A 24,505-nucleotide genomic window follows, 5' to 3' on the forward strand; every position below is an offset into this window, starting at 1 on the left:
GCAGGGGATATTTTTGCGGCTAAAGGGTTAAATTAGCTCAGTCTCACTTTAAATAGTAGGATGGAAGCGTTGGTTTTGCTGCCTAAACTCCGCCGGCAATTAGTTGCATTTAGCCTTGGTTTGTCGATGTGGATTGCCCTGAATCTGGAAATTTTCCCGTGAGTCCACTGTGGAGTGATTACGAAAAAGTACTTTTGCGAATTGTGCTCACCAGCTTGACGGCCCTGATTGTCTTATTCTGCCTTTGTCTGGGCTATCGTTTGGTACGCTTCACCCTGCTCGGATTTTGAGCGAACCCGTCCTGGAGGATTTAAGAAAAGGCTGGGGTAAACTTCCTGGGGAAATCCAACCTAGGCTGAAGGTGATCATCTGGGATAGACTGCTGGTCTGATTTTCGCTTCCACTGCATTTATTTTTATGGTCAATAGCAACCTGTTACCCAACCTTGATTCCTGTTTAACCACTCTGCGGACCGTAGGTTGGGAGGCGATGGCAATCCTACAGTCCTACTACAGCGGCGATAATCAAACTAACCTAAATGCCAACGAGAATAAACAAGATGGCCCTGTAACAGCGGCGGATTTGGCAGCAAATCAATATATTTTGGCCACTTTGCAGACTGCCTTTAGCCCGGAAGAGTTTGGCTATCTGAGCGAAGAAACCCACCAAGGCACTGATCCCTTAGCCCAGGATTGGGTTTGGATTATTGACCCCCTCGATAGCACCAGGGATTTCATTGATAAAACCGGGGAATATGCTCTGCACATTGCTTTGACCTATCGCCAGCGGCCGGTGTTGGCCCTAGTGGGGATGCCGGAAGCCCAAAAGCTTTACTATGCCATCCAAGGTCAGGGCTGTTTTCAGGAAACCAAAGCAGGGGAAATAACCCCGGTGAAAGTCAGTCCCAAGTCTGATTCCAGTCCTTTAACCCTAGTGGTGAGTCGTAGCCATCGAGATCAACGTTTCCAAGATTTGATTGACCGTTTACCCTTTGGCGATCGCCATTATGTGGGCAGTGTGGGTTGTAAGATTGTCACCATTTTGGGGGGGCAAAGCGATGTTTACATTTCCCTATCCGGTAAATCAGCGGCGAAGGATTGGGACTTTGCGGCCCCGGAATTAATCCTCACTGAAGCGGGGGGAAAGTTTACCTATTTTGACCAGACCCCAGTGTTGTACAACCGGGGCGACGTGCGACAATGGGGCGGCATCATGGCTACTAACGATTCTCGCCATGGAGCTTTGTGTGAGCAAGCAGTGGGAATCCTAGCTGAACTAGATCAAAATAGTAAACCCAATGGATCAAACTGAAGCGGCCCAACGGTGGTTAGGCATTGATCCTGGCTTAGCCATCATCGGTTGGGCTATTCTCGATGGGCAGCCGGATTTATCGGCCCACTTGGTGGACTACGGCATCATCGAAACCTCCAAGCACCTCAGTACCCCGGAAAGACTAGTGGAAATTGAGCAAGACATCCACGCCCTATTGGAGGAATTTGCTCCCCAGGCGATCGCCATGGAAATGCCATTTTTTAGCCGACAAATTAAGGCGGCCGGTGGCGTTATGCAAGCTCTGGGGGTAATCAACCTGGTTATCTACCGGGAAAAAGGTATTCAACCCGTTTTTTTACATCAATCCAGTTGGAAATGCCATTTAGGTCATGGTAAAGCTGATAAAGCAGAGGTGGCTGCCATGGTGCAGAATTTTTTTGGTCTAGAAGACCTACCCATCGACGATAGTGTGGATGCCATTGCCATCGCCCTAGCTGGTCTGAACGGAGTCCGCAACGACATTGGCTGAGATGCGGAGGTGGGGATTTCTGGGCAACCATCTGGGGGCGAGAGTTTGCTACAGTAAACACTACAGAAGTCTTGTCAATTATTGTTAAGCAAAACATCGACGCATTATGCCTGGGGATTATTACCAAACGCTTGGAGTGACGCGGGATGCCAATAAAGATGAAATCAAACGAGCCTACCGTCGGTTAGCCCGTAAATATCATCCTGACGTTAATAAAGAACCAGGGGCAGAAGAAAAATTTAAAGAAATTAGCCGGGCCTACGAAGTGCTATCGGAGCCAGAAATCCGCCAGCGCTACGATCAATTTGGCGAAGCAGGAGTTAGTGGTGGTGGTGCCCAGGGCTTTGATGTGGGCAATATGGGCGATTTTGCCGATATTTTTGAAACCATTTTTGGCGGTTTTGGCGGTGGCATGGGCGGCCAGCAACGGGGTCGTCGTCGGGCCAATGGCCCCACCAGGGGAGATGATCTACGGCTAGATCTACAGTTAACTTTCCAGGAAGCCGTTTTTGGCGGCGAAAAAGAAATTCGCATTCCCCACCTGGAGTCCTGTCAAGTCTGTGACGGCACCGGAGCCAAACCAGGCACAGGCGTAAAAACCTGTGGCACCTGTAATGGAGCTGGCCAGGTTCGTCGGGCCACTCGCACCCCCTTTGGTAGTTTTGCCCAAGTTTCCACTTGTCCCACCTGCAATGGCACTGGGGAAGTCATTGAACAGAAATGTGAAGCCTGCAACGGAGTGGGCCGGAAACAGGAAACGAAAAAGCTTAAAATCACCATTCCGGCCGGGGTGGACGATGGCACCCGTCTACGGGTAGGTAAAGAAGGAGATGCTGGTTTACGGGGAGGGCCAGCGGGGGATTTATATGTTTTCTTGATGGTGGAAAAGGATAAACACTTTGTTCGAGAAGGGATGAATATTCGCTCGGACCTAGAACTGAGTTATCTACAAGCTATTCTCGGTTCCCGTCTGGAGGTAGACACGGTGGATGGTAAAGCGGAGTTGACTGTTCCGCCAGGGACCCAACCCAATACCGTTTTAACCCTGGAAAATAAGGGGGTGCCCAAGCTAGGCAACGCTACCATTCGGGGTGACCATCTAATTACCATTAAGGTGCAAATTCCCACCCGCATTAACTCCGAAGAACGGGAGTTATTGGAACGATTGGCTACCATCAAAGGAGAAAGCCACGGCAAAGGTGGATTAGAAGGATTTCTAGGGGGATTATTTCATAAATGAGCCAAGCAACCGAACGGATTTTGCTAGATCTACGGGGAACTCCCTGTCCGATTAATTTTGTTCGCACTAAGCTCAAGCTGTCCCAAATGGGGCCAGGGCAGGTGCTGGAAGTGTGGCTAGATGAAGGGGAGCCGGTGGAGCAGGTGCCCCATAGCCTGGAGTTAGAAGGCTACACAGAACAGTCCCTCCAGTCGTTGCAAGAAGAGTCGGCTTACTGCCTGACCATCACTGTCCCAGCACAAGCTCCCCAACGAGCTTAGGGGTTAACCAATGGCCAAGGTGACGGATGACGGGACAGTCATTGCCATTCAAGCTAATTACTATTGGGTGCGCTTGCAAAATGTGACCTCTGAGCCCCTCCTTTGCACCCGTCGCACTCGTCTAAAAAAGGTAGGACAAAAGGTAATGGTGGGGGATCAAGTCCGAGTCGAGTTACCCCCCTCTTTGCAGTTGTTCATAGATGGAAACGATAACGGTACTAAAAATCGAAAGGTTCCCCTGGCGGCGGAGGGAGATTTAGGGGCGATCGCCAAAGTTTATCCCCGCCGTACAGTGCTAGAACGGCCTCCGGTGGCCAATGCTGAACAAATTTGCCTGGTTTTTTCCCTGGCGGATCCTCCCCTGGAGGAATGGCAGTTGAGTCGATTTTTGGTGCAAGCGGAAGCCACGGGCTTAGAAATTAGTCTTTGTCTCAATAAACAGGATTTGGTGGATGAGACAGAAGTTGACCATTGGGGCCATCGCCTGGGAGCGTGGGGCTACACACCAATTCTACTCAGTGTGCAAAACCGCTGGGGTTTGGAAAAATTACAACGAAAATTAACACGCCGCATCAGCCTCATGGCGGGCCCTTCTGGGGTGGGCAAATCCAGCCTGATCAATTTGTTGGTGCCAGGGGTAGAACAGCAGGTGAAAAAAGTGTCCGGTAAATTACGCAAAGGCCGCCACACCACTCGCCATGTGGAACTATTTGACCTCCCCGATGGAGGGCTATTGGCAGACACCCCAGGTTTCAACCAGCCGGACTTGGCCGTTGAGCCTTCCCAATTAATTAACCTTTTCCCTGAAGGACGACAGCGATTACAGGGGCGGGAATGTTTTTTTAAAGATTGCTTACACCGGGGAGAGCCAGACTGTGCGGTGGGACAGAACTGGGAAAGGTATGAACATTATCTAACTTTTCTGGAGGAAGTTTTGGCTCGGCAAAGCCTCGAACAGCAAAGGGAAACGGATACGGGCCTAAAAACTAAAACAGGCAGTGACGGCCAGGAGTACGATGAACCGAAGCTGGAAACCAAAAAATACCGTCGCCATTCCCGCCGCCAGGAGCACCAAGAACTGCAAAGTTACTGCGAGCAAACGGACCTAAACAGTTTGCAGGGGAACTGGGATTGGGAATAAACCCAGGGGAGCAAATTAAAAAAACACAACAAAAACCCAGTCAATGACTCAACCAGACTAAGCCTAGGTTGGTTCACCAACCATTTCAAAGCAATTAGTCATTTTCCCAGCATTCAGAGGACATCAAATCACCAATCTGATCTCGGAGTAGATAATCATTTCTTTCTAACTCACATTCCACACAGACCCATTCCCGGGCAGGAATATACTGACAGAGGACGTAAATAGGCTGGTGACGACTCACCGTGCCTTGCTCCACTAATAAGCGGGCTTCATCCTTGAGCATATTGATGTTGTAGTCGAAGGAGGAAAGGGGAGTTAAAGTTGCCGCACTCATAAAATCCACCAAAATTGGGAATCAAAACCTAAACACAACTATAGCCTAACCCCAGATACAAACAAAGGGGGGCTTTGCTGTATGATCCATTACAATTCTTTAGTCTTCCGCATAAATACTTATATCTTCTGGGATTCGGCCAACCCTAAAATTTTTATTAAGTTTTTGTATCCTGGTCTGGGGCAGGAGTTCAGCGCCAAAATTTGCCTTGCCCCAATCGCGATATACTCAATGGCGACGATCAGGACAAAAAACCATTATGGTGGCGGTTGCAGTGTTGGCGGCGGGGAAAGGCACCCGCATGAAATCGGATTTACCCAAAGTGCTCCATCAATTGGGGGGTTACAGTTTGGTGGAAAGGGTGTTGCAAAGTTGCCGTCCCCTGGCCCCGGAAAGACAAATATTGATTGTGGGCTACCAGGCCACCGCCGTGGAATCATCCCTGGCCGGGCGATCGGATGTGGAATTTGTGGAACAAAGGGAACAATTGGGCACTGGCCACGCCATTCAGCAGTTACTGCCTTGCCTCAAAGACTATCAGGGTGATTTGTTGGTGCTCAACGGCGATGCGCCCCTACTGCGGTCGGCAACTTTGGAAAATTTAATTGCCACCCACCAACGCCACGGCAATGCGGCCACCCTGCTGACGGCCCATTTGCCGGATCCTAAGGGTTACGGCCGGGTATTTTGCAACGGCGATAATCGGGTTACCCAAATTGTGGAAGACCGGGATTGCAATGCGGCCCAGCGCCAGAACCATCGGGTCAATGGCGGCATTTATTGTTTCCACTGGCCAAGGCTGGCGGAGGCTTTACCCAAATTATCTGCCAATAATGACCAACAGGAATACTACCTAACGGAAGTGGTAGATTACCTGGACCAAGTGATGGCGGTGGATGTGGAAGATTATTTAGAGATTAATGGTATTAACGACCGCAAGCAGTTGGCGGCAGCCAATGATATTCTCCAAAATCGTATTAAGGATGGCTGGATGGCTAAGGGCATTACTCTCATCAATCCTGACAGCATCACCATTGACGATACGGTGATTTTGGAAGCGGATGTCATCATCGAACCCAACACCCATCTGCGGGGTAAAACTGTCATTGGTCGGGGTAGTCGCATTGGCCCCGGTAGTTTAATCGAGGACAGCTTGATCGGCGCGGGCACGTCAGTCCTGTTTTCCGTAGTGAATCAAAGTCAGATCGGCGATAATTGTCGCCTTGGTCCCTATAGTCATATTCGTGGGGAAGCAGATATTCAGGCCGATTGTCGCATTGGCAATTTTGTCGAGGTGAAAAAGTCTGTCATTGGTTGCCAATCCAATGTGGCCCACCTTAGTTACCTCGGGGATGCGGTCCTTGGCGATGGGGTCAATGTGGGGGCAGGCACCATTACTGCCAACTATGATGGGGTGAGCAAGCATCAAACGGTCATCGGCAGTGGCACCAAAACCGGGGCTAATAGTGTATTTGTAGCTCCGGTACAGGTAGGAGCAGGGGTAACAGTGGCGGCGGGTTCGGTGATTAATCGGGATGTGCCAGCGGGATCCTTGGCGATCGCCAGGCCCCGGCAACGTATCATTGATAATTGGCAAGTGCCCCCAGCCCCGCAGTCGGGTCAATCTTAAATTGTTATGCTCACCATTGCTTTACCAAAAGGCTCGTTGTTGCGGGATAGTATCGACCGTTTTCAGCAAATTGGCCTGGATTTTTCTGCTTTCTTGGAACCGAAGAACCGTCAGTTACAAATTGTTGATCCCACCAATCGAGCTAAGGCTTTACTGGTGAGGGCTTGGGACGTGCCGGTGTATGTGGAATACGGCCAGGCCCAATTGGGCATTGTGGGCTACGATATTCTGCGGGAAAAAAAGCCAGCGGTGGCTCAATTGGCAGATTTAAATTTTGGCGACTGCCGTCTTTCCGTTGCCGTGCCCCAGGCCAGTCCCTACCGGCGATCGGTTGATTTGCCGCCCCATGGCCGGGTAGCTTCCAAATTTGTCCACTGTGCCTTGGAGCACTTCCGTCGTCTAGATTTACCGGTGGAGATTATTCCCCTCTACGGTTCGGTGGAACTGGGACCCATCACCGGCATGTCCGAGGCGATTGTGGATCTGGTTTCCACCGGCCGCACTTTGCAGGAAAACGGCTTGGTGGAAATTGAGGTTTTATTCGACAGTAGTGCCCGCCTCATTGCCCATCCCCTCAGTTACCGCATCAACGGCGATCGCCTGTTGGATTGGGTGGAGAAATTGCGGTCAGTGATTTAGGACTGATTAACTCTCTAGGCCCCAATAAGTCTCGACAAAATACAAAATACGAATAATCTTTGGTTTTCGCCTAATCTTCTGGGTCAGGCCAGAGCAAGCGCAGGGCCATGATTGTGAAACCGAGGGCCGCCAGAGCCTTGAGCAATTTGGTAGGCAAAAACTGAGCTAGACTACCCCCAGCTAAAACCCCGAGGAAGCTGGCTAGGATCAATGCTGTCACGGAACCGAAAAATACGGCCCGGGGAGATTTAGCACTACTCCCCAAAGCGATCGCCGCCAATTGACTTTTGTCGCCAATTTCCGCTAAAAAAACGGTGATAAAACTCAGCCCAAACAATTGCCAATCCATGGTGTTAGGGAAAAAAGATTTTCGATGAACGGTTACCCCACAACTTTAAGCGGTCCATGGCAATTGTAGGAGTGGGCTCGCGGCAAATTATTCGATTTATAGTCGTTTTTAGTAAGACTGAGACATTCAAATTCACCGAAAAGCTTGTCAATAAAGACTTAAGCAGTCTCGAAATTATTTGAAATGACGATAAAGAAGGTCACGCTAAGTTCCTAGCGGGGAGTGGTGAGCATTTGCTCCAGCTGACGCAGTAATTCAGGGTTCTTCTGGAAATAGTCAGTAATGCCAGCACCTTGGCGGGCCATTTCATTCATCAACCCTGGCATGGCTTGAATTTCTTGGATCAAAGTGGGGTTATTCCTCAATATCTGCTCCATGGTTTTAATCACCAGGTCCGGATTTTCCCGCAGTAATTGCTCCGCCTGTTGGATCAGCTGGGGATTTTGCTCCAGTTGTCGTTGCACTTCATTGAGGTCGATCGCCTGGGCCTGAAGAGTGGAGGAAATAGGGCGAATAATTTGAGTAGGTTCGGTTGCGACCCCCCCCACAGGACCAAGGGCTAGAGTGAGGGTTAAACCACCGGAGAGCAGGGAGGAAAACATAGAATTTAGGGCGAAGGAGTTTTCCCAATTCTAGCTTTAGTGATTGCTGTGCTCCATGGGTTTTTCCATGGGCTGGTCGGTCATGGGCATTTCCTGAGTGGGCACTGCACCATGGCCCTTGCCCCCTTTGTGGCCACCAAAATAGGACATATTAACTTCACCAAACGCCACCATCCCCATGGTGACAAAACCAGCGGCGATCGCCCCCATACCCACCATGCCAACGGAAATCACTCCCATGGGCACAATACCAATGGCCACCACCCCCATGGGAGCTACTCCCACCGCCACATATCCCGTCGGCGTAATACCAAAGGAAAAGAGACGGGCTTGGTACCATTTGCGGGAAGGATCCCCGTTGCTGCAATCCAAAGACTGATTGTTTTCCGGGGACTTGGTTTCGATGGGGCTTTCCATGGACATGGGGAAACTTAGTAAATTCCTGCTAAAAGAATGCTCCCCATCCTAGGCAAAATATTGGCAAAGGGTCAAAAGACAGACTGTCAAACTTGCTCATTCCTAATGAATCCATTTGCGCGGCTCGCTGGTCCGGCGGATATTGCGCCAAATTTGGGTGGCGGCCAGGGTGCCATCGGCCACCGCTACGGACACTTGGTTTAAACCCTTTTTCAAATCTCCCAGGGCAAAAATACGGGGATGGCTAGTCTGGGCCATATCATTGGTGACTAAATTTTCCCCATCCCATTCCAAACCTTCAATGCCCTTGAGGTAATGGTTGTGATACACAGACCCCATGTTGATCAAACCAGTGGTAGCTTCCACCACCGTGCCGTCCACCAATTCCACCCCACTCATTTTGTGGTCTTCCCCCAAAAATTTGGCGATCGCCGCCTCGTAGAGGGGATAACCGTGGTCGGCCAATTTTGCTTTCATCCCCTCACTGACAGTGCAAAGCCCATGGGTCAACACAGAAATATAGGGGGTAAACCAATTCAAAACAAAGGCGGCATTAATTTGTCCCTCGGTGCCCGCAATCAAGACAGCTTTTTGATCCCACATGTCAAACCCGTCACAAATCATGCAAACGTGGAGGGTGTAACCAGCATAATCATAGACATTTTGCATGTCCTCCAACTGGGGCAAGTTATCGATAATACCTGTGGCGGCGATGACATATTTAGCTCGAAAAACTGGATAAAGACTATCCTTTTTGCCCACTTTCACCTTCACTGCCATGGTTTCCCCTTCATCGGTCACATCTTCCACGTAACCCCGCAACAAATCTGCGCCCCAATGGAGAGCTTGCTGGCTACTGTGGTTGATAATGTCCCGTCCTGGGGTATCGGGATCTAGCCCCACATAGTTGCGTAAATCCTGCATCCAAAAGGAGCGACCCCGGCCTTTCTCCACCACCAGACATTTCAAGCCGTAGCGGGCCAGATAGATAGCCGCCGACAATCCCCCCATGCCCCCGCCTAGCACAATGGCGTCATAAACCGTGTCGAGACGGGCATCTATGTTTTTGCTGGATAATTTCATGGGGCGTCTCCTCGGCTTAATGTTGGCTAATTATTGACAGAGTGAATGAAACGACGGACATGGAGCTAGGTTTTCGCTCGCCCATAGTTTCCATTTTTAGTATAAATCCCTAATTTTGCTCGGGGTCAATGGGTTTTTCCGCCGCTGGGGGGGCCGGCAGGTTGGGCTGAGTCCCGGTACTGGGATTTTCCGGTGGGGGGATCACTGGCACTGTATTCCCGGGCTGGGGAGTGGGGGCAATCTGGGGAGGAGTGGTCGGCTTGGGGGTGGGAGAAGGACTGGGTTTTGGTGTAGGAGCAGGGGTAACGGGAATAGAAATAGTTGGTGATGGTTGGGGGCTAATGGTAGGGGATGGACTAGGCTTGGGCTCGGGTATGGGGGCAGGATTGTCCAAACTAGGTTCTGGCTCCATGGGAGTCAGTGTATCTTCTGTCGGAGTTGGAGTCGGTTCTGGGGTGGGACTGGGAGTTGGCTCCGGGCTGGGGGTTGCTGGAGTGGGAATAGGGCTAGGGGTTTCAAATAAATTGGGTCTGGGTTCCAAAGAGGGCAGGGGAGTGGGAGTTTCCTCTGTGGGTTCTTCCACCGCTGGAGGAGGATTATTGCGCCGTTGACTGGTTACCCAAAACCCCGCCGCCATGCCACCGCCAATAACTAGCAGTACGACAAGGGGCATAACAACCCATTTCATCAGTGGTGAACCCTCCTGGGTTTCGGTATATCCAGTAAATTCCTGACTGTAAACTTTAGTGGCTTGGGTGTCGTTGGCATTGTAGGGGGTGCCCACCACTAGGGTTGGGGCAGTGGGTTGGTGGCTAGGTTTGGCCTTGCCATTGGCAACGGTATTTCCCTGGCGATCGCCTTTGGTCATGGGCACAGTGCTGAAATTTCCCTGGAGGGCCTGGGCCATGGCAGTGGCGGAACTAAATCTTTCCCGGGGATGGTAGCGCACTGCCTGGTCTAAAACCTGGGCCAACGTCGGACTGATCTGCGGTGCCCCCTGTCGCCAAAGAATTTCCCCGGTGCGGCTGTCACTGGTTAGATACTGGGGCGTTTTGCCGGTGAGCAAAAAAATTGCTGTTAGGCCCAAACTGTACAAGTCACTGGAAAAAACAGGTCGCCCCGCCGCCTGCTCTGAAGCCATGTAACCGGGGGTACCCAACGCCACGGAATAGGCACTGCGGCCATCGGGATTGACCAATGTGCCCATGGTTTCTTTAATAATGCCAAAATCAATCAAAATTGGCTTACCATCGGTCTCCCGCAGAATGATATTGTCGGGCTTAATGTCCCGGTGGATAATGCGCCGTTGATGGATAAATTCCAACACAGGCAGAATTCCCAATAACAGTTCCTCCACCGCTGTGCTAGAAAAATTCCCCCTTTGGGCATGGGCTTGGGTGAGGGTCAAACCGGGAATCCATTCCTGTACTAGGTAAAAGTCTTCCCCTTCATTGAAATAGGCGTACAGTTGGGGAATTTGTGGGTGGTTTTCTCCCAATTCTTCTAGGATAGCCGCCTCTCGATGGAATCTTTCCCTTAACCATTGGGGGATTTCAGGATTTTCCAACACCGGCTGGAGGCGTTTGATCACGCATTTGCGGGCTGAGGGCATATGGATGTCCTGGGCCAAGAAAGTTTCCCCAAATCCACCCCTGCCCAGGGTTTCAAGAATTTTGTAGCGGTTGTTGAGTAGTCTCAATGGGGTAACCATGGCAATGCCCTGTGCTCCTAGCTTTTCCAGCTTTCAAATGAACCATTCTGCGGCCCTGGCCCCAAGCTCCAGGGGGATGCTAACAGCTTTACCTAAGCGGGGTTTCTCTTTAGTTTGGCTAATAAATTTCTGCACTTGGTCTGCCCCTCCCCAGGCCTGGAGATACTGGGCGATCGCCTCTAGGTTAGCGAAATAATCTTCTTCCGAGAGGGGAAAGGATGCCTGTTCCAGGTACCGCCACATAATCTGTAGAAAAATACGATCTTTGATGCGCCGCAACTGCACATCGAAGGAGTAGCCCCATTTATCCACAATCCATTGGTGTAACTGTTTACCGGTCATAGTTCCACACCGAAATTGCCCCAGGCGATCGCCGCTTGATGCCCACGCCTAGACAGGTTTGGATTTTTCAGCGACAATTTTCCCTAGTCCCATTAAAGCATTCCATGACTGTCAGCACCGCCACCCCTGCCCCCACCCCCATGAGCCAGGTCGTCAATGGACTATTGGCTGTCAAGCCTTTGTGGAATGTGGCCAAATGGCAGGCCCGCTCCATGATGATCAAACGGGCGGAAAGATTGGGCATTCCCTGGCGGGAAACGGTGAAACATTATCAACAGCAGGACTGGCAAAACCATTGGCGATCGGTGGTGGATGAAGATTTAACCTATCCTGATTATTACAACGCTTCCTTCCATGGCTACGACCAGGGACATATGTGTTGGGACGCGGCCTTTGAATTTGAAGTGGCGGCCAACGCTGTCCACTCCAGCCTTTACCCAGAAGCAGGGGCCCAGGGGGACGCCGAGTTACGACGTAGTTACCACGATGTTTTATTGGCCCAATTGCCCCAAGCCCCCGAAACTATCCTTGATTTACATTGCACCGTCGGCCTGAGTAGCTTTACTTTGCAGAGCTATTATCCAGAGGCAAAATTAACTGGGCTAGATTTCTCCCCCTATTACGTCACCCTCGCCCATCACCATGGCCAGGAAAAGGGAGCAACGATAAACTGGATCCATGCTTTGCCCGAGGCCACTGGGTTAGAAACCCAAAGCTTTGACCTAGTTTCAGCTTTTCTACTGTTCCACGAAATGCCCCAGGAACCCACCCGCCGCATTTTCCGGGAAGCTCGGCGCTTAGTCAAAACCGGTGGTCATTTTACTTTTATGGATATGAATCCCCGTTCCCAAGCCTATCTGACCATGGCTCCCCACATTATGACCCTGCTCAAAAGTACGGAACCATTTATGGACCAGTATTTCGCCTTGGATGTGGAACAGGAGTTACTATCCGCCGGTTTCGACCAGGTGACCATCCAGCCTAATAGTCCCCGGCACCGCACTGTCATCGCTTCCGTACATCCTTAGGGACTATTCCTAACTTCGACCCGTCCTAACTTGCTATGGAAGAAACTTTTGTCGCACCGAACGGAGATAGTGATAGCAATTTTGGCTTGGCTCTGGCCGCACTGACCCAGTCTTTGCAAAAATTGCAGACCCGTTACGACGAAGTTCAGTCCCAAAGGGCCAAGCAACAGCAGATCCAAGAGTATCGGGCCGATGTGGAAACTAAGCTTCAGGAATCCCCCCAGGTGGAGTTAGAAGAGGAATTGGCCCGCATTCAGTCGGAATTAGAAGCGTTATCCTTGGAATTGGAAAGTGAACTGTTAACCGATCGCCAGTTGCAAAAAATGTTTTGGGATGGTCTACGGCGAGGCCTGATGGGGGATGTGTTTTGGCAGATCATTCGCTTTGGGGGCCTGGGTTTAATCCTTGGCTGGGGCCTAAAAAGTTGGTTGGGGTGAGTCTGAAACCGAATAAATCGTCCCATGTGCCCACCCACAACGGTTAACACTCAATTGACCTAGTGGAGGAAATGCCGCACTCCGGTGAAAATCATCACTAAACCCAATTCATTGGCCGCTTGGATGGAATCCTTGTCCCGTAAAGATCCCCCCGGTTGAATGATGGTGGTAATGCCAGCGGCGGCGGCGGTGCGGACGGAATCGTCAAAAGGAAAAAACGCATCACTGGCTAGGCAAGCTCCCTGGGCTTCTATCCCTGCTTGTTTAAGGGCAATTTCCACGGAGCCGACCCGATTCATTTGCCCTGCCCCTACCCCCAGGGTGGTTTTGTTTTTGGTGATGGTGATGGCGTTGGATTTAACGTGTTTGCAAACTTTCCAGGCAAAAGCTAATTCCGCCAACTCTGCCGCACTGGGTTCTTTTTCGGTCACCACCTGCCAAGTGCCGGGATCTTCCCGTTCATCGTCCGCTGACTGCACCAACAATCCCCCGGCGATCGCCTTAATGGTTTGGCTGGGGCCAGTGGCCAGATCGGAGAGGATCAATACCCGCAAATTATTTTTCTTCGCTAAAATTTCCCGGGCTTCAGCATTACAACCAGGGGCGACAATACATTCCAAAAAGGTTTTGACCATGGCCGTCGCCGTGGGGCCGTCCAGGGGTTGATTTAGGGCCACAATGCCCCCAAAAGCGGAAGTTGCATCGGCATTAAAAGCCTTTTGATAGGCTTCTACCAATGTGGGAGCCAAGGCTACGCCACAGGGATTGGTGTGCTTTAGAATCACTGCCGCCGGTTCACTGACATCGAATTCGTTGATAATACGCCGGGCCGCTTCCAAATCCACCAAATTGTTATAGCTCAGTTCCTTGCCCTGGAGTTTCTCCGCCTTAGCCCAACCCGTCGCCTCCCTGCCCGTTTGATACCAACCTGCACTCTGGTGGGGATTTTCCCCGTACCGCAATGGTTGCCGCAATGTACCGCTAATGCCAAATCGGGCCGCACTATCCCCGCTTAAGGTACTGAAATAATTGGCGATCGCCTGGTCATAGGCATTGGTCAGGGCAAAGGCTTCCCCGGCAAATTGTTGGCGCAAAGCCAAGGGAATTTCTCCCTCTTCTTGCAAGGCCCCTAGATAGGCTTCGTACTGGTTAGGGTTGGTAAGGACAGTGGTATGGGCGAAGTTTTTCGCCGTCGCTCGAATCATGGCCGGCCCACCAATATCAATCTGTTCCACTGCCTCGGCAACGGTGACCCCCGGTTTAGCAATGGTGGCTTCAAAGGGATAAAGATTAACCACCACCAAATCTAAAGGCCGAATATCGTTGGCTTGTAAATCCGCCTGGTCGCTGGGCAAATCCCGCCGGGCTAAAATGCCCCCATGGATGCGGGGATGTAACGTTTTGACCCGTCCACCCAAAATTTCCGGCGCCCCGGTGTAATCACTCACTTTAGTGACGGGAACCCCTGCTTCTTTGAGGGTTTTGGCCGTACCACCACTACTGATCAGGTCAAACTGAAATTCATCCACTAGCCGTCGGGCCAGTTCCACAATGCCACTTTTGTCGGACACACTCAGCAGGGCTAAACGGGCCATTGCCTTCTCCTCTTGGTAATTTTTCCATCCCCCATTATCCCCCAGGAGTTTCGTCTGCCCTAAACTTTCCCTAGACTAGGCGGTTGGAAGTGATACACCGCCTCGATCGCCTGGCGACAACCATCGGCCAGACAATTGAGTAAAACCTCTCCTTTTTCCCTAGTGGCTACGGTGGCATCCCCCATCACCCCACTGCGACTAACTTCTTTAGTCAACCAGGCAAAGGGCAAACTTCCCTCCATGCTCAGCAGTTCTCCGTCGGCGGGAATGCCCTGGGGAAACTCCTTAACTAAACGATTTTCCCGGACCAGCTCCGGCCAGAGGGCCATCATCAAACTGGTTTCCGCGTCCCCCGCATGGATGCCATGGGTCATTTCTTTTTTGGTGAGTACATCCGCCGCACAGTGGGGCATCCGCCAGGTAAAAAAGGGGAAAATTTGTAGGTCTGGATAAATTTGGTGCAGATCCCTGGCCGCAATTTCCAACACCTGAATCTGACCACCGTGGGAATTGAGCAGAATCCATTTACGAAAACCTGATTGATACAAACTAGCCGCTACTTCCCTGAGAATACCCAACAAGGTTTCCGCTCCGAGGGTAATGACCCCAGGAAAACCTATGTGTTCATTGGATTTTCCATAGTACAAAGTCGGGAGCACGTAGGCGGGAATTTCCGTTGTTAAAGTCTGTAATGCTTTACCCAAAACCCCTTCAGAAATGGCCGCATCCACCATCAATGGTAAATGGGGGCCATGCTGTTCAATGGAACCCAGGGGTTGAATAATAATGGTTTTGTCCTTATCAGGCAGAGCCTCAATGTCCGTCCAAGTTAGGTAAGCAAAATAACGCTGGGGGGGAATGGCCGCGGGATGGAGCATGGTCTAGCTTTTAGGTATTCTTTAACCTTAACTAAATTTGTTGGTCTTGTCGGCCCTGTGCCTTTATGGCCAAAGTCTCCGTAACATCAACAACGTTTACTCACCAAAGAATTTTTGTCGGCACGATTAGCAATTTTCACTGGTTTCATGGTCAGATTGAATCACTTTTTCTGGATTTTTTTAGGGGAAGAATAGCAGAAAAACGACTACCAATCCCAGGAGTTGAAGTTAATTCAATGTCACCGCCATGGAGTTGGGCCAAACGACGGGAAAGGGCTAATCCTAGGCCAGTACCTTTTTCAGCAAAACCAGGGGGATGGTAAAATTGTTTGAACGGCTGGAATAAATTCTTTTGATCTGTTGGGCTAATGCCGATGCCAGTGTCAATCACAGAAAAGATTAGTGCTTTTTCCTTGGCTTCCACGGTAAGGGTGACGCTCCCTTGGGGAGTAAATTTAATGCCGTTGGAGAGGAGATTGATTAGGATTTGTTTCCATCTTTTTTGGTCCACATAGCAAAAATCAACCCCGTCAGCAATTTCTAAATTTAAATCCAGTTGTTTTTCTTTAGCTTTAGTGTGCACCATGGAAATCACCGAAAGGCACAGGTCTTCCACTGCCACTAATTCGCAGAATAACTCTTCACAATTGGCCTCAATTTTAGACAGATCAAGAAAGTCATTTACCAGAGATAGTAAATGATCGGCAGAGTTTAAAATTCCCCCCACATATTGATGTTGTTTAGGGTTTAAATTGCCATAGAGTTCATCCTCCAACATCCGGGCAAAACCGATAATTGCGCTGAGAGGTGTTCTAAATTCATGGTGGATGTGGCTTAGGTTCATCACCATGGGGGAATGGCGTTGGTCGGAGTCACAATTTTCCCTGGAAGACCATACTTTTGTCGTATTCCGGTGCTGGTAGGCAAACACTTTTCCCACTTCTTGTAAAAAAAAGTATTGATCAAGGTTCCATTGACCATTGGGTAACCCCAAGCAAATACCTCCCACATATTGATCCTGTTTAAAGACGGGTAATAAAAGATAGGGCAAACTACCATTAACTGACCCTAAGTTATGGGAGGAAGCAACATTGTCCACAGTTAACGATCGCCAGTCCCAGTTAAAGTCCGTTACTAAAATCTTTCCCCCTTGAAAATCTTGCTGGCGATCGCCGATAAATTTCTGACAGTTTTCTGGCACCGACCATGGGGGAGGCCCAGATTGGAGAGCAATGGAAACGGTGGGGAAAGTTTCAGCTTTGTCTGAATCAACACCTAGATACCAATAATAAATTTCCGTTGCCGGGATAATGCTCAAAATTAATCTAGATATGGATTGCTCGAATCCATGCCCTGTTGTTGGCAAATCTTTGCTGATGGGGGCATCGGGACCCATAGTCATGATCAGAGCAAAAAAATATTGGTGCCATGAAGCGTACTCGGCGATCGTATCTATATTAACCAATTATCTTGATTTCCGTTCATTATCCCTCCCCTAGCCGCTTTTCCTAAAGAGCGAATGAAAAACAAAAAAACCGCCCCCGGAGGGACGGCTGTAACTAAATCTGTTTATTCAGTTTAGGTAAACTACACCAAACTAAGCTTCGATATATTAAACATTGAATTGACGAACCTCGAAGTTTTCAGTGAGAGGAATTGCACCACCGAAGGTACCGGTAATACCGGTGATTTCCGCGAGGAAATCATCTTGGGTGTTAACTTCACCGACGCCATCGTTGATGAACAAGAACTGACGTCCTGCCAAAGCTCCAGATGTAACATTGATTTGCTGCATCTGAAGGTTGGAAGCCGTAACACCAGCAAAGGCGAAGAATGGGAAGCCCACTTGGGGAACAAATACGGGGGCACCACCAGAGCTAGATGCCGTTGTATTTGTCACTGCCTCAAATACGTTGTTCAAATTATTCGCGAAGGCGTTGGTCACCGTCGGAGCAATATTGAAGGTAGTACCATTGACAGCGATTGGGGAGGGAACAAGGGGCACAAAGGGCAGGGGAGACCAACCAATCACCGTCTCAGCAGGAGTAGCCTGGAGGTTGAGGTTAGCCAAGAAGTTCCCCGCACCAGAAGCAAAGACAAACTGGTCATTGATGGTGTTGAAACCAGTGATAACGTCAACATTAGCGCCGTTACGGGCTGCGTTTTCGGAAGCACCGTTCATGTACCAGAGTTCATTGTTGCCGTTGAGACCTTCCCCAAAGGGATCGGTGATGTTGTTGCCAAGAAGAATGGTGTCTATGCCGCCACCACCGTAATAGATGTCGTCACCTTTACCACCATCTAGTAGGTCTTCACCACCAGCCAGGCTGAATTTGGCAGCGTTGGAAAGGCTAACAAGGTTAGCATCGCCGAAGTCCGCACCGTCATCAATTCGGAAGGCAAAGTCACCAACCAACAGGTCTTCACCATCGCCACCAAGAATAGTGTCGTTACCGCCAATTAGGGTGAGTTTGGTGACAGTTGCAAGGGTAGGAAGATTGTCCGTGCGGAAGAACAAGTCACCAAAGATATTGTTACCAGCATCGCCACCAATGATGAAATCGTTGCCGACAGTAACATCACCAGTATCTAGATCAAATTTACCGAACTTCAATCCATTAATAGTGAGGTCGTCAGAGTCAACAAAGGCATCACCAAATAGGAATTCACGGTTGATGGCTTGACTTACTATCAGGTCATTGCCACCGAACAGGGTGTAATCGGTCAGGGTCACTAACCCGCCAGAACTGATCGACAAGTCACCAAAGATGTTGTTACCACCATCGCCGGTACCTCCCTCAATGATGTCGTCACCACCGGTAAGGGTACTGTTAGTAATTGTGACCGTGCCAGCGCCGATCATGACATCACCGGCAATTTCGTCACTGCCGATACCGCCGACAATACTGTCGATACCACCAGTAAGGGTGCTGTTCGTAATAGTGACAGAGCCAGCACCAATCATCAGGTCACCAGCAATTTCATCATTGCCGGAACCACCGTCGATGAAGTCGTTTCCACCGGTAAAGCTACTGCCCGTAATGGTGACTGCACCAGCACCAAGCCTTACATCACCGGTGATTTCATCATCATCAGCACCGCCGAGAATACTGTCATTTCCGCCGATAACGGAGCTATTGGTGATTGTGATGTTCCCGGCGCCAATCCAGAGGTCACCAGCGATTTCGTCTTCCCCAGTACCGCCATCAATGGTGTCATTGCCACCAGCAAAAGCAAGACCATTTGCATTAACCGCAGCACCGCCGAGGCGCAGATCGCCGACTAGTTCGTCGTCATCAGCACCACCACTGATGATGTCATCACCAAGACCGCCATCGATTTCATCTTCACCAATGCCACCAGATAGAGTGTCATCGTCAAGACTACCAATGATGGTGTCATCACCCACGTTGCCCACAACTGTAAAACCGAAGGTGGGAGGAGGAGTCGCAATAGTGTTAGCGTCAGACAAGTCGACAAGAAGGCCAAGAGGACTAGCAATCTCTAGATTTGCGGTTCCCTTATTCCATGTACCGTTGATGCCACCAGTAGCCACAAAATCGCCTACTACGGCAATGTTGGCAATGGCATTCACAGAAACTTGGAAGCGGTCGTCGTCGGGATTTGTGCTGTTGCCCAGGTCGCCGATGAAGTCAATACCAGCATCAACAATAAACAGGTCAGCACCTTCGTCACCGAACATGGTGTCGTCACCTTCGCCGCCGGTCAGGGTGTCGTCGCCGTCACCACCAATCAGGAAATCATCGTCGTCACCACCAGAGAGGACATCATCACCAGCCGCACCAACGAGAGTATCCTCGCCGTCGCCACCGAAGAAGCTAACGTCGCCGATGCCAGTCATAACGATGAGGTCATCGCCATCATCGCCAAAGGCAATGTGATCGCCATCGCCACTGAGCAAGATTTCATCATCACCAGATCCACCGGTGACAAAGTGACCACCGAAGGACAGAACATCACCGCTAATATCAATGACGTCATTGCCTTCGCCACCATTGACTGTATGACCAGCAAAATCAAATCCGCCAACTGCCTGAGCATCGCCGCTAATATCAATGATGTCATCACCATCACCACCATCAACGCTGTGACCAGCGAAGGCATCACCAAGTGCAGAGAAAGCGATAGCATCGCCACTAATGTCAATGATGTCACCACCACCACCACCATCAACGCTGTGGCCAGCGACCGCAACATCGCCTATAAGAGCAGTTGAAGCATCAGCATTACCAGTAATCAAAACAATGTCATCATCATCGCCGGCATCAACTACGTGACCAGCTTCGGAGTTGATCGCAATGGCATTACCACTGATGTCGATTAAGTCTTCACCTTTACCACCGAAGACAACGTGCCCAGCAGACGAGCCAATGGCATCACCTTCAATGATGATAATGTCGTCACCATCACCACCAACTTCAGCAAAGACGCCACCACCGATATCAAAGCCGTTGACAACGTGACCAGCAATGGGGCCATCAGCAACACCTGTGAGAAGAATAAAGTCGTCTCCCTCACCACCAATAACGGTGTGACCAGCATCAAATGCGCTAAATGCGTCACCAGTGATAGTTAATAAATCATCGCCGGCACCACCATCGAGAATGTGACCAGCGGTTAGAGCGTCCCGAGAGATGGAAATCACATCGTCGCCGGAGCCACTCAGGAAGAGCATGTCACCGCCAGGAGTATCAACGAAGGCATTCAAATCACCTTCGAAGTTAGAAGCATCAACAACGGTGGTAGAGCTTATGAGGGAAGTAGCCAGAGTGAGATTTTCATTTCCAGTGATGCCGATGAATTCAACTGCGACAATGCCGTCAATTTCTACCGTGTTGGTAATGCCTTTCGACGTGGTGCTAACACCAGACTGAATAAGCAAGTTTTCATAGCCACCTGTACCAGAGAAGTCACTGACATTAACGCGGGTATTGCCACCTTTGCTAGCTGTAACTTGGTCAAGGGTTAGCCCCAGAACATCATCATCCCCAGCGAGGAAAGGATCACCAATGGTAACGTTGACATCATCACCAAAGAAGTAATTCTGAACGGTAATGGTTTCCAGAGTGCTTTGGAGATCAACGATAGAAAAGTCGCCGTTGACACTACCACTGGCTTTCAGATTCTTCACATCTGTGACGGTAACGCCACCGGGATTATTCGCAAAGATAAAAAGGTCATCTTGGAGCAAAGTGACGTTGAGGTCTTCCACCCCTTTCATCTGCAATTGGACTAGGTTACTGCCAAAGGTACTTGCCACCCAGCTCACGGTCAGGCTTGTATCTTCACCAATACCAGTCAATCTGTCGCCGGTGTTTAAAGTATTTGCAGTGAGACCACCGATGGCCAACTCAGGAGCAGCAATGAACGTTGTGGCAGAAACGATGTCATTACCAATGGTGAGGTTAACAATACTGCCATCACCGGGACCATCCAGAATAGCGAGACCACCTAGGTCAAACACAGCACCGGCAGCGGAACCGGAGATGGTAACAACAACGCTGAACCCTTCAGTCAACTCAGCAATACCGTCCAGGAAGGGAGAGTAATCGACGGATGCCGAAAGCTCACCAGCAGGAATAATCACCGTAATGGGATTGAACTGACCACCAATGAAGTCGTTCGTGTTGGACTCATCGGTGCCAGTGTCAGGAGCCGTGGGGTCACCAGGAGTCAAGAAGAAGGTTACGGTTGTATCTGTTGCCTGAGCTTCGCTCAAAGTAACGAGAATTTCAGTTACGGAACCCTCATTCACCTGGGGACGGGAAGCCGTAATGTCAACGGTGGTGAAGGTAAAGTCAGCGGCATTAATGGCATTCTGAACCAAGATCTGTTGTTCGTCAGAAACAATGCCGAGATTACCTGGAGCATTGGTCAACTCATAGCCAGTGGAATCAATCAACAACTGGGAAGGAGCATCAGTGAGATTAGCCAAAGTGTCGGCAATGGCATAAATGCCGTCGAAATTGCCCAGACCTTGCAGAGTTTCAGCACCGGCAACGGTCACACCTACACCGGGGTCAGATAGGGAAACACTGGTGGCATCCAGTACCACAGGGGAAGAAGCGTCAGCCAAAATATTCGCCGAAGTATCTTCAATCGCGTAAACACCATCAAACCCAGGAATACCCAGAAGAACTTCAGCCTCAGCAATGGTAACGGGAGTACCAGCATTGGACAGTTCAACACTGGTGGCATTAAGGACCGCAGGGGTAGTAGCGGCAGCCAAAATGTTGGCAGAGGTATCTTGGATGTGGTAGGGACCAACGAAGTTGCCCAAACCTTGGAGGGTTTCGGCACCGTCAACAGTTACAGGTACACCGGGGTCAGACAGAGTCACGCTATCAGCATCCAGTACCGCACCAGTGGTGGCAGCAGCAAGAATAGCAGCGGAGGTGTCTTCGATGTTGTAGGGACCAACAAAGTTGCCCAAACCTTGGAGGGTTTCGGCACCGTCAACAGTTACAGGTACACCGGGGTTGGATAGCTCCACACTTGTGGCATCAAGCACCGCAGGGGTAGTAGCCGCCGCCAGAATGTTGGCGGAAGTATCTTCAATGTGGTAGGGACCTTCAAAGTTACCTAGACCTTGGAGAGTTTGGGCACCAGCAACACTTACGGGTACGCCGGGGTTGGATAGCTCCACACTTGTGGCATCAAGCACCGCAGGGGTAGTAGCCGCCGCCAGAATGTTGGCGGAAGTATCTTCAATGTGGTAGGGACCTTCAAAGTTACCTAGACCTTGGAGAGTTTGGGCACCAGCAACACTTACGGGTACGCCGGGATCGGATAGGATGACACTCTCGGCGTTGAGTACTGCAGCGGAGGTGGCATTACCCAAGATGGCAGCGGAAGTGTCTTCGATGTTGTAGGGACCACCAAAGTTACCAAGATCTTGCAGGGTTTTTGCATCGCCAACGGTTATGGCCACATCGGGGTCAGACAGAGTTACGCTGGTGGCATCGAGGACCGCAGGGGACGTAGCAGCGCCCAGAATGTTAGCGGAGGTGTCCTCAATCGCATAGGGACCTTCAAAGTTACCCAAGCCCTGGAGAACTTCAGCATCAGCAACTGTTACGGGAACCGAGGAATTGGACAGGGTAACGCTGTCAGCACCGAGCACTGCGGGAGAAGTAGCCGCTGCCAGGATGTTGGCAGAAGTATCCAGAATGTTGTAGGCACCACCAAAATTCCCTAGTCCCTGAAGAACTTCGGCATCAGCAACAGTTATTCCCACAAAGGGATTAGAAAGAACTACACTGTCAGCACCAAGTACTGCGGTGGAGGTTGCCGCCGCCAAGATATTGGCGGAAGTGTCCAGGATGTTATAAGGACCCTCGAAGTTACCCAAGCCTTGGAGAGTTTCAGCGCCGGCAACGGTAACGGGGGCAGATGGGTTGGACAGAATGATGGTGTCAGCACCCAGAAGTACAGGAGAAGTGGCGGCAGCCAAGATATTGGCAGAGGTATCGGCAATATTGTAGGGACCCTCAAAATTTCCTAAGCCCTGAAGAACTCCAGCTTCAGCGACAGTGACGGGAGTGGAGGGATTAGACAATACAACACTGTCAGCAGCCAATAGAGCAGGGGATGTTTCTGCAGCCAGAATGTTAGCGGCAGTATCGGAGATGTTGTAAGGACCTTCGAAGTTACCTAAGCCTTGTAGAGTTTCGGCATCAGCAACGGTGACAGCTACTTCGGGGTCAGTAAGCGTAACACTAGTGGCACCAGCCGCAACTTCAGTGTTGGCAAGGATAGCTGCAGAAGTATCCTCAATGTTGTAGGGACCTTCGAAGTTGCCTAAGCCTTGTAGAGTCTCAGCATCAGCAACGGTGACAGCTACTTCGGGGTCAGTAAGCGTAACACTAGTGGCACCGCCCGCAACTTCAGTGTTGGCAAGAATAGCCGCAGAAGTATCTTCGATGGCGTAGATACCGTCAAAGTTGTCTAGACCCACCAATTGCTCGGCAGTAGCAACATCAACAAAGGTGTCGGTGATGCCTACACTAGCGGCACCAGATACAGCATCACCACCATCAAGGACGGCGGTGGCGGAATCGAGAATATCCCAGGTAACACCAGGAGCTAGAGAATCAGCGGTAGCAAGCAGTGTTTCTGCGTCTTCCACGCTCAAAGGAGCGGCTGGGGATTGGTCAGCAATGACAGCGGTAGCTCCAACCACAACGGGGTCAGCAGTGCCAGCAATTAAATTATCGGCGCTGTCACTGATGGTGTAGAGAGGAGGAAGGTTGGGGGTAGCCTCGGCTTCGGCGATGGTAAAGACATTTACGCCAGCCGCTAACTCGATAATTTGGGCTTCCGCAGCCAGAACACTTTCAATGGTGCCATCAACGCCGGAAATGATTTCACTAGCTTCAGCGTACTGTTCGGGAGTGAAGGTGTTAACACCAACACTGGAGAAAACTTCGGCAAAAGACAGGGAGACATCAGTCTTGTTGGTCAGCGCTTCCAGACGGTCAGTCAGACCAGCAGCAGCGGAAGCATTGTTCAACGCGTTAGGAAAGTCTAGGTAGTTGTCCGGAGACAGTGACAACCAGTTGATCCAGTAATCCAACTCTTCCGTGGGGACCAGATCGGTATCGTTAATGTCAATGTTGTAGAGATTGGCAAAAACTTCAGCAATGTACTGCAGCTTGTCCGCTGTCTGGGGTGCTTGAAAAAAGGGATACTTAGCGGCGGCATCGGCGCTGTTGGCAAAGAGGGCAACGGCTTCCTCGTAGGTGATATTTGCTCCCTCCGTGGCCCACCAGTTCAGGTCACTCGCGGATACACCACGGCCGGTGTACATAATCTGCAGAGCCGCAATTACGTTAGGACTTAGTGCCATAGGACCTCTTAAAACTCCTCAGTTTTTACGGTAAAAAATATACAAAACAAGGTCCATCTATGTGTGTCTCGGAGTTGCTTAGGGTAATCATAGCAAGGATTGCCCTACTGTCAAGACTGAAAACAAAGGAATACCGACGGACGGTC

General features: G+C 50.5%; 21 protein-coding genes. 10 read left to right on the plus strand and 11 right to left on the minus strand.

The features are described from left to right. Positions 1-158: 158 nt before the first annotated feature. The 6 genes from D082_RS19325 to rsgA all read left to right on the plus strand — a co-directional run bounded on the left by D082_RS19325 (position 159) and on the right by rsgA (position 4,442). The gene (locus D082_RS19325; RefSeq protein WP_255356929.1) at positions 159-290 is read left to right on the plus strand and encodes a hypothetical protein; all 132 of its coding nucleotides are present in this window, start codon (positions 159-161) and stop codon (positions 288-290) included. A 127-nt stretch (positions 291-417) separates the two neighbouring features. Further along, a complete protein-coding gene (locus D082_RS12575) occupies positions 418-1,311 on the plus strand; it encodes a 3'(2'),5'-bisphosphate nucleotidase CysQ (RefSeq protein ID WP_028947309.1) in 894 nt (297 codons plus the stop codon). Then, positions 1,298-1,801 carry a crossover junction endodeoxyribonuclease RuvC gene (locus tag D082_RS12580; protein ID WP_028947308.1) on the plus strand — a complete coding sequence of 168 codons (504 nt, stop codon included), beginning with the start codon at positions 1,298-1,300 and terminating at the stop codon, positions 1,799-1,801. The genes D082_RS12575 and D082_RS12580 overlap by 14 nt, the downstream gene beginning before the upstream one ends. Positions 1,802-1,907: 106 nt before the next feature. Then, positions 1,908-3,041, plus strand: coding sequence for a molecular chaperone DnaJ (gene dnaJ / locus D082_RS12585; RefSeq protein WP_028947307.1), 1,134 nt, complete (start codon positions 1,908-1,910; stop codon positions 3,039-3,041). Then, positions 3,038-3,301, plus strand: coding sequence for a sulfurtransferase TusA family protein (locus D082_RS12590; RefSeq protein ID WP_028947306.1), 264 nt, complete (start codon positions 3,038-3,040; stop codon positions 3,299-3,301). Before dnaJ ends, D082_RS12590 begins: the two co-directional genes overlap by 4 nt. Before the next feature lie 10 nt (positions 3,302-3,311). After that, entirely contained in the window at positions 3,312-4,442 is a 1,131-nt protein-coding gene (gene rsgA / locus D082_RS12595) for a small ribosomal subunit biogenesis GTPase RsgA (RefSeq protein WP_028947305.1), read from the plus strand. Between the two features lie 94 nt (positions 4,443-4,536). On the opposite strand, the gene D082_RS12600 is transcribed toward rsgA, so the two are convergent. Next, positions 4,537-4,788 carry a DUF4327 family protein gene (locus tag D082_RS12600; RefSeq protein WP_202963083.1) on the minus strand — a complete coding sequence of 84 codons (252 nt, stop codon included), beginning with the start codon at positions 4,786-4,788 and terminating at the stop codon, positions 4,537-4,539. A gap of 250 nt (positions 4,789-5,038) precedes the next feature. Between D082_RS12600 and glmU the strand changes: the two genes are divergently transcribed. Together glmU and hisG are read left to right on the plus strand one after the other, a co-directional pair. Next, entirely contained in the window at positions 5,039-6,409 is a 1,371-nt protein-coding gene (glmU, locus tag D082_RS12605; RefSeq protein WP_028947303.1) for a bifunctional UDP-N-acetylglucosamine diphosphorylase/glucosamine-1-phosphate N-acetyltransferase GlmU, read from the plus strand. Positions 6,410-6,415: 6 nt separating this feature from the next. Next, a complete protein-coding gene (hisG, locus tag D082_RS12610; protein ID WP_028947302.1) occupies positions 6,416-7,048 on the plus strand; it encodes an ATP phosphoribosyltransferase in 633 nt (210 codons plus the stop codon). A gap of 70 nt (positions 7,049-7,118) precedes the next feature. Here hisG and D082_RS12615 read toward each other — a convergent pair whose 3' ends face one another. The 6 genes from D082_RS12615 to D082_RS12640 all read right to left on the minus strand — a co-directional run bounded on the left by D082_RS12615 (position 7,119) and on the right by D082_RS12640 (position 11,552). Continuing rightward, on the minus strand, positions 7,119-7,397 hold the full coding sequence (locus D082_RS12615; protein ID WP_028947301.1) for a TMEM165/GDT1 family protein: 279 nt from the start codon (positions 7,395-7,397) through the stop codon (positions 7,119-7,121). A 212-nt stretch (positions 7,398-7,609) separates the two neighbouring features. After that, positions 7,610-7,999, minus strand: coding sequence for a hypothetical protein (locus D082_RS12620; protein WP_028947300.1), 390 nt, complete (start codon positions 7,997-7,999; stop codon positions 7,610-7,612). Positions 8,000-8,035: 36 nt separating this feature from the next. Continuing rightward, positions 8,036-8,416: a hypothetical protein gene (locus tag D082_RS12625; protein ID WP_238546724.1), complete on the minus strand. Its 381-nt coding sequence runs from the start codon at positions 8,414-8,416 to the stop codon at positions 8,036-8,038. A gap of 102 nt (positions 8,417-8,518) precedes the next feature. Further along, on the minus strand, positions 8,519-9,499 hold the full coding sequence (locus D082_RS12630) for an NAD(P)/FAD-dependent oxidoreductase (RefSeq protein WP_028947298.1): 981 nt from the start codon (positions 9,497-9,499) through the stop codon (positions 8,519-8,521). A gap of 109 nt (positions 9,500-9,608) precedes the next feature. Next, the gene (locus D082_RS12635; protein ID WP_028947297.1) at positions 9,609-11,210 is read right to left on the minus strand and encodes a serine/threonine-protein kinase; all 1,602 of its coding nucleotides are present in this window, start codon (positions 11,208-11,210) and stop codon (positions 9,609-9,611) included. 33 nt (positions 11,211-11,243) lie between these two features. Next, positions 11,244-11,552, minus strand: a complete 309-nt coding sequence (locus tag D082_RS12640; protein WP_028947296.1) for a DUF3067 family protein — start codon at positions 11,550-11,552, stop codon at positions 11,244-11,246. Between the two features lie 104 nt (positions 11,553-11,656). On the opposite strand from D082_RS12640, the gene D082_RS12645 reads away from it, so the two are divergent. Together D082_RS12645 and D082_RS12650 are read left to right on the plus strand one after the other, a co-directional pair. Continuing rightward, complete coding sequence (locus D082_RS12645; protein ID WP_028947295.1) at positions 11,657-12,580, plus strand: class I SAM-dependent methyltransferase; 924 nt, start codon at positions 11,657-11,659, stop codon at positions 12,578-12,580. A 35-nt stretch (positions 12,581-12,615) separates the two neighbouring features. Then, positions 12,616-13,017, plus strand: a complete 402-nt coding sequence (locus tag D082_RS12650) for a hypothetical protein (protein ID WP_028947294.1) — start codon at positions 12,616-12,618, stop codon at positions 13,015-13,017. A gap of 59 nt (positions 13,018-13,076) precedes the next feature. On the opposite strand, the gene purH is transcribed toward D082_RS12650, so the two are convergent. From purH to D082_RS19105, 4 genes are all read right to left on the minus strand, one after another. After that, a complete protein-coding gene (gene purH, locus D082_RS12655) occupies positions 13,077-14,612 on the minus strand; it encodes a bifunctional phosphoribosylaminoimidazolecarboxamide formyltransferase/IMP cyclohydrolase (RefSeq protein WP_028947293.1) in 1,536 nt (511 codons plus the stop codon). Between the two features lie 59 nt (positions 14,613-14,671). Further along, positions 14,672-15,490 carry a creatininase family protein gene (locus D082_RS12660; protein ID WP_028947292.1) on the minus strand — a complete coding sequence of 273 codons (819 nt, stop codon included), beginning with the start codon at positions 15,488-15,490 and terminating at the stop codon, positions 14,672-14,674. A gap of 151 nt (positions 15,491-15,641) precedes the next feature. Then, complete coding sequence (locus D082_RS12665) at positions 15,642-16,955, minus strand: HAMP domain-containing sensor histidine kinase (RefSeq protein WP_238546725.1); 1,314 nt, start codon at positions 16,953-16,955, stop codon at positions 15,642-15,644. Positions 16,956-17,102: 147 nt separating this feature from the next. Beyond that, positions 17,103-24,320 carry a calcium-binding protein gene (locus D082_RS19105; protein WP_238546907.1) on the minus strand — a complete coding sequence of 2,406 codons (7,218 nt, stop codon included), beginning with the start codon at positions 24,318-24,320 and terminating at the stop codon, positions 17,103-17,105. Positions 24,321-24,505 lie beyond the last annotated feature (185 nt).

The organism is Synechocystis sp. PCC 6714, from assembly GCF_000478825.2.
Lineage (GTDB): Bacteria > Cyanobacteriota > Cyanobacteriia > Cyanobacteriales > Microcystaceae > Synechocystis.

Coding starts and splice junctions, on each gene's coding strand:
- D082_RS12590 (WP_028947306.1), top strand. CDS start 3,038: ATGAGCCAAGCAACCGAACGGATTTTGCTAGATCTACGGGGAACTCCC.
- purH (WP_028947293.1), bottom strand. CDS start 14,612: ATGGCCCGTTTAGCCCTGCTGAGTGTGTCCGACAAAAGTGGCATTGTG.
- D082_RS12580 (WP_028947308.1), top strand. CDS start 1,298: ATGGATCAAACTGAAGCGGCCCAACGGTGGTTAGGCATTGATCCTGGC.
- hisG (WP_028947302.1), top strand. CDS start 6,416: ATGCTCACCATTGCTTTACCAAAAGGCTCGTTGTTGCGGGATAGTATC.
- D082_RS12625 (WP_238546724.1), bottom strand. CDS start 8,416: ATGGAAAGCCCCATCGAAACCAAGTCCCCGGAAAACAATCAGTCTTTG.
- dnaJ (WP_028947307.1), top strand. CDS start 1,908: ATGCCTGGGGATTATTACCAAACGCTTGGAGTGACGCGGGATGCCAAT.
- rsgA (WP_028947305.1), top strand. CDS start 3,312: ATGGCCAAGGTGACGGATGACGGGACAGTCATTGCCATTCAAGCTAAT.
- D082_RS12630 (WP_028947298.1), bottom strand. CDS start 9,499: ATGAAATTATCCAGCAAAAACATAGATGCCCGTCTCGACACGGTTTAT.
- D082_RS19105 (WP_238546907.1), bottom strand. CDS start 24,320: ATGTACACCGGCCGTGGTGTATCCGCGAGTGACCTGAACTGGTGGGCC.
- D082_RS12640 (WP_028947296.1), bottom strand. CDS start 11,552: ATGACCGGTAAACAGTTACACCAATGGATTGTGGATAAATGGGGCTAC.
- D082_RS12645 (WP_028947295.1), top strand. CDS start 11,657: ATGACTGTCAGCACCGCCACCCCTGCCCCCACCCCCATGAGCCAGGTC.
- D082_RS12620 (WP_028947300.1), bottom strand. CDS start 7,999: ATGTTTTCCTCCCTGCTCTCCGGTGGTTTAACCCTCACTCTAGCCCTT.
- D082_RS12635 (WP_028947297.1), bottom strand. CDS start 11,210: ATGGTTACCCCATTGAGACTACTCAACAACCGCTACAAAATTCTTGAA.
- D082_RS12615 (WP_028947301.1), bottom strand. CDS start 7,397: ATGGATTGGCAATTGTTTGGGCTGAGTTTTATCACCGTTTTTTTAGCG.
- D082_RS12660 (WP_028947292.1), bottom strand. CDS start 15,490: ATGCTCCATCCCGCGGCCATTCCCCCCCAGCGTTATTTTGCTTACCTA.
- D082_RS12650 (WP_028947294.1), top strand. CDS start 12,616: ATGGAAGAAACTTTTGTCGCACCGAACGGAGATAGTGATAGCAATTTT.
- D082_RS12575 (WP_028947309.1), top strand. CDS start 418: ATGGTCAATAGCAACCTGTTACCCAACCTTGATTCCTGTTTAACCACT.
- glmU (WP_028947303.1), top strand. CDS start 5,039: ATGGTGGCGGTTGCAGTGTTGGCGGCGGGGAAAGGCACCCGCATGAAA.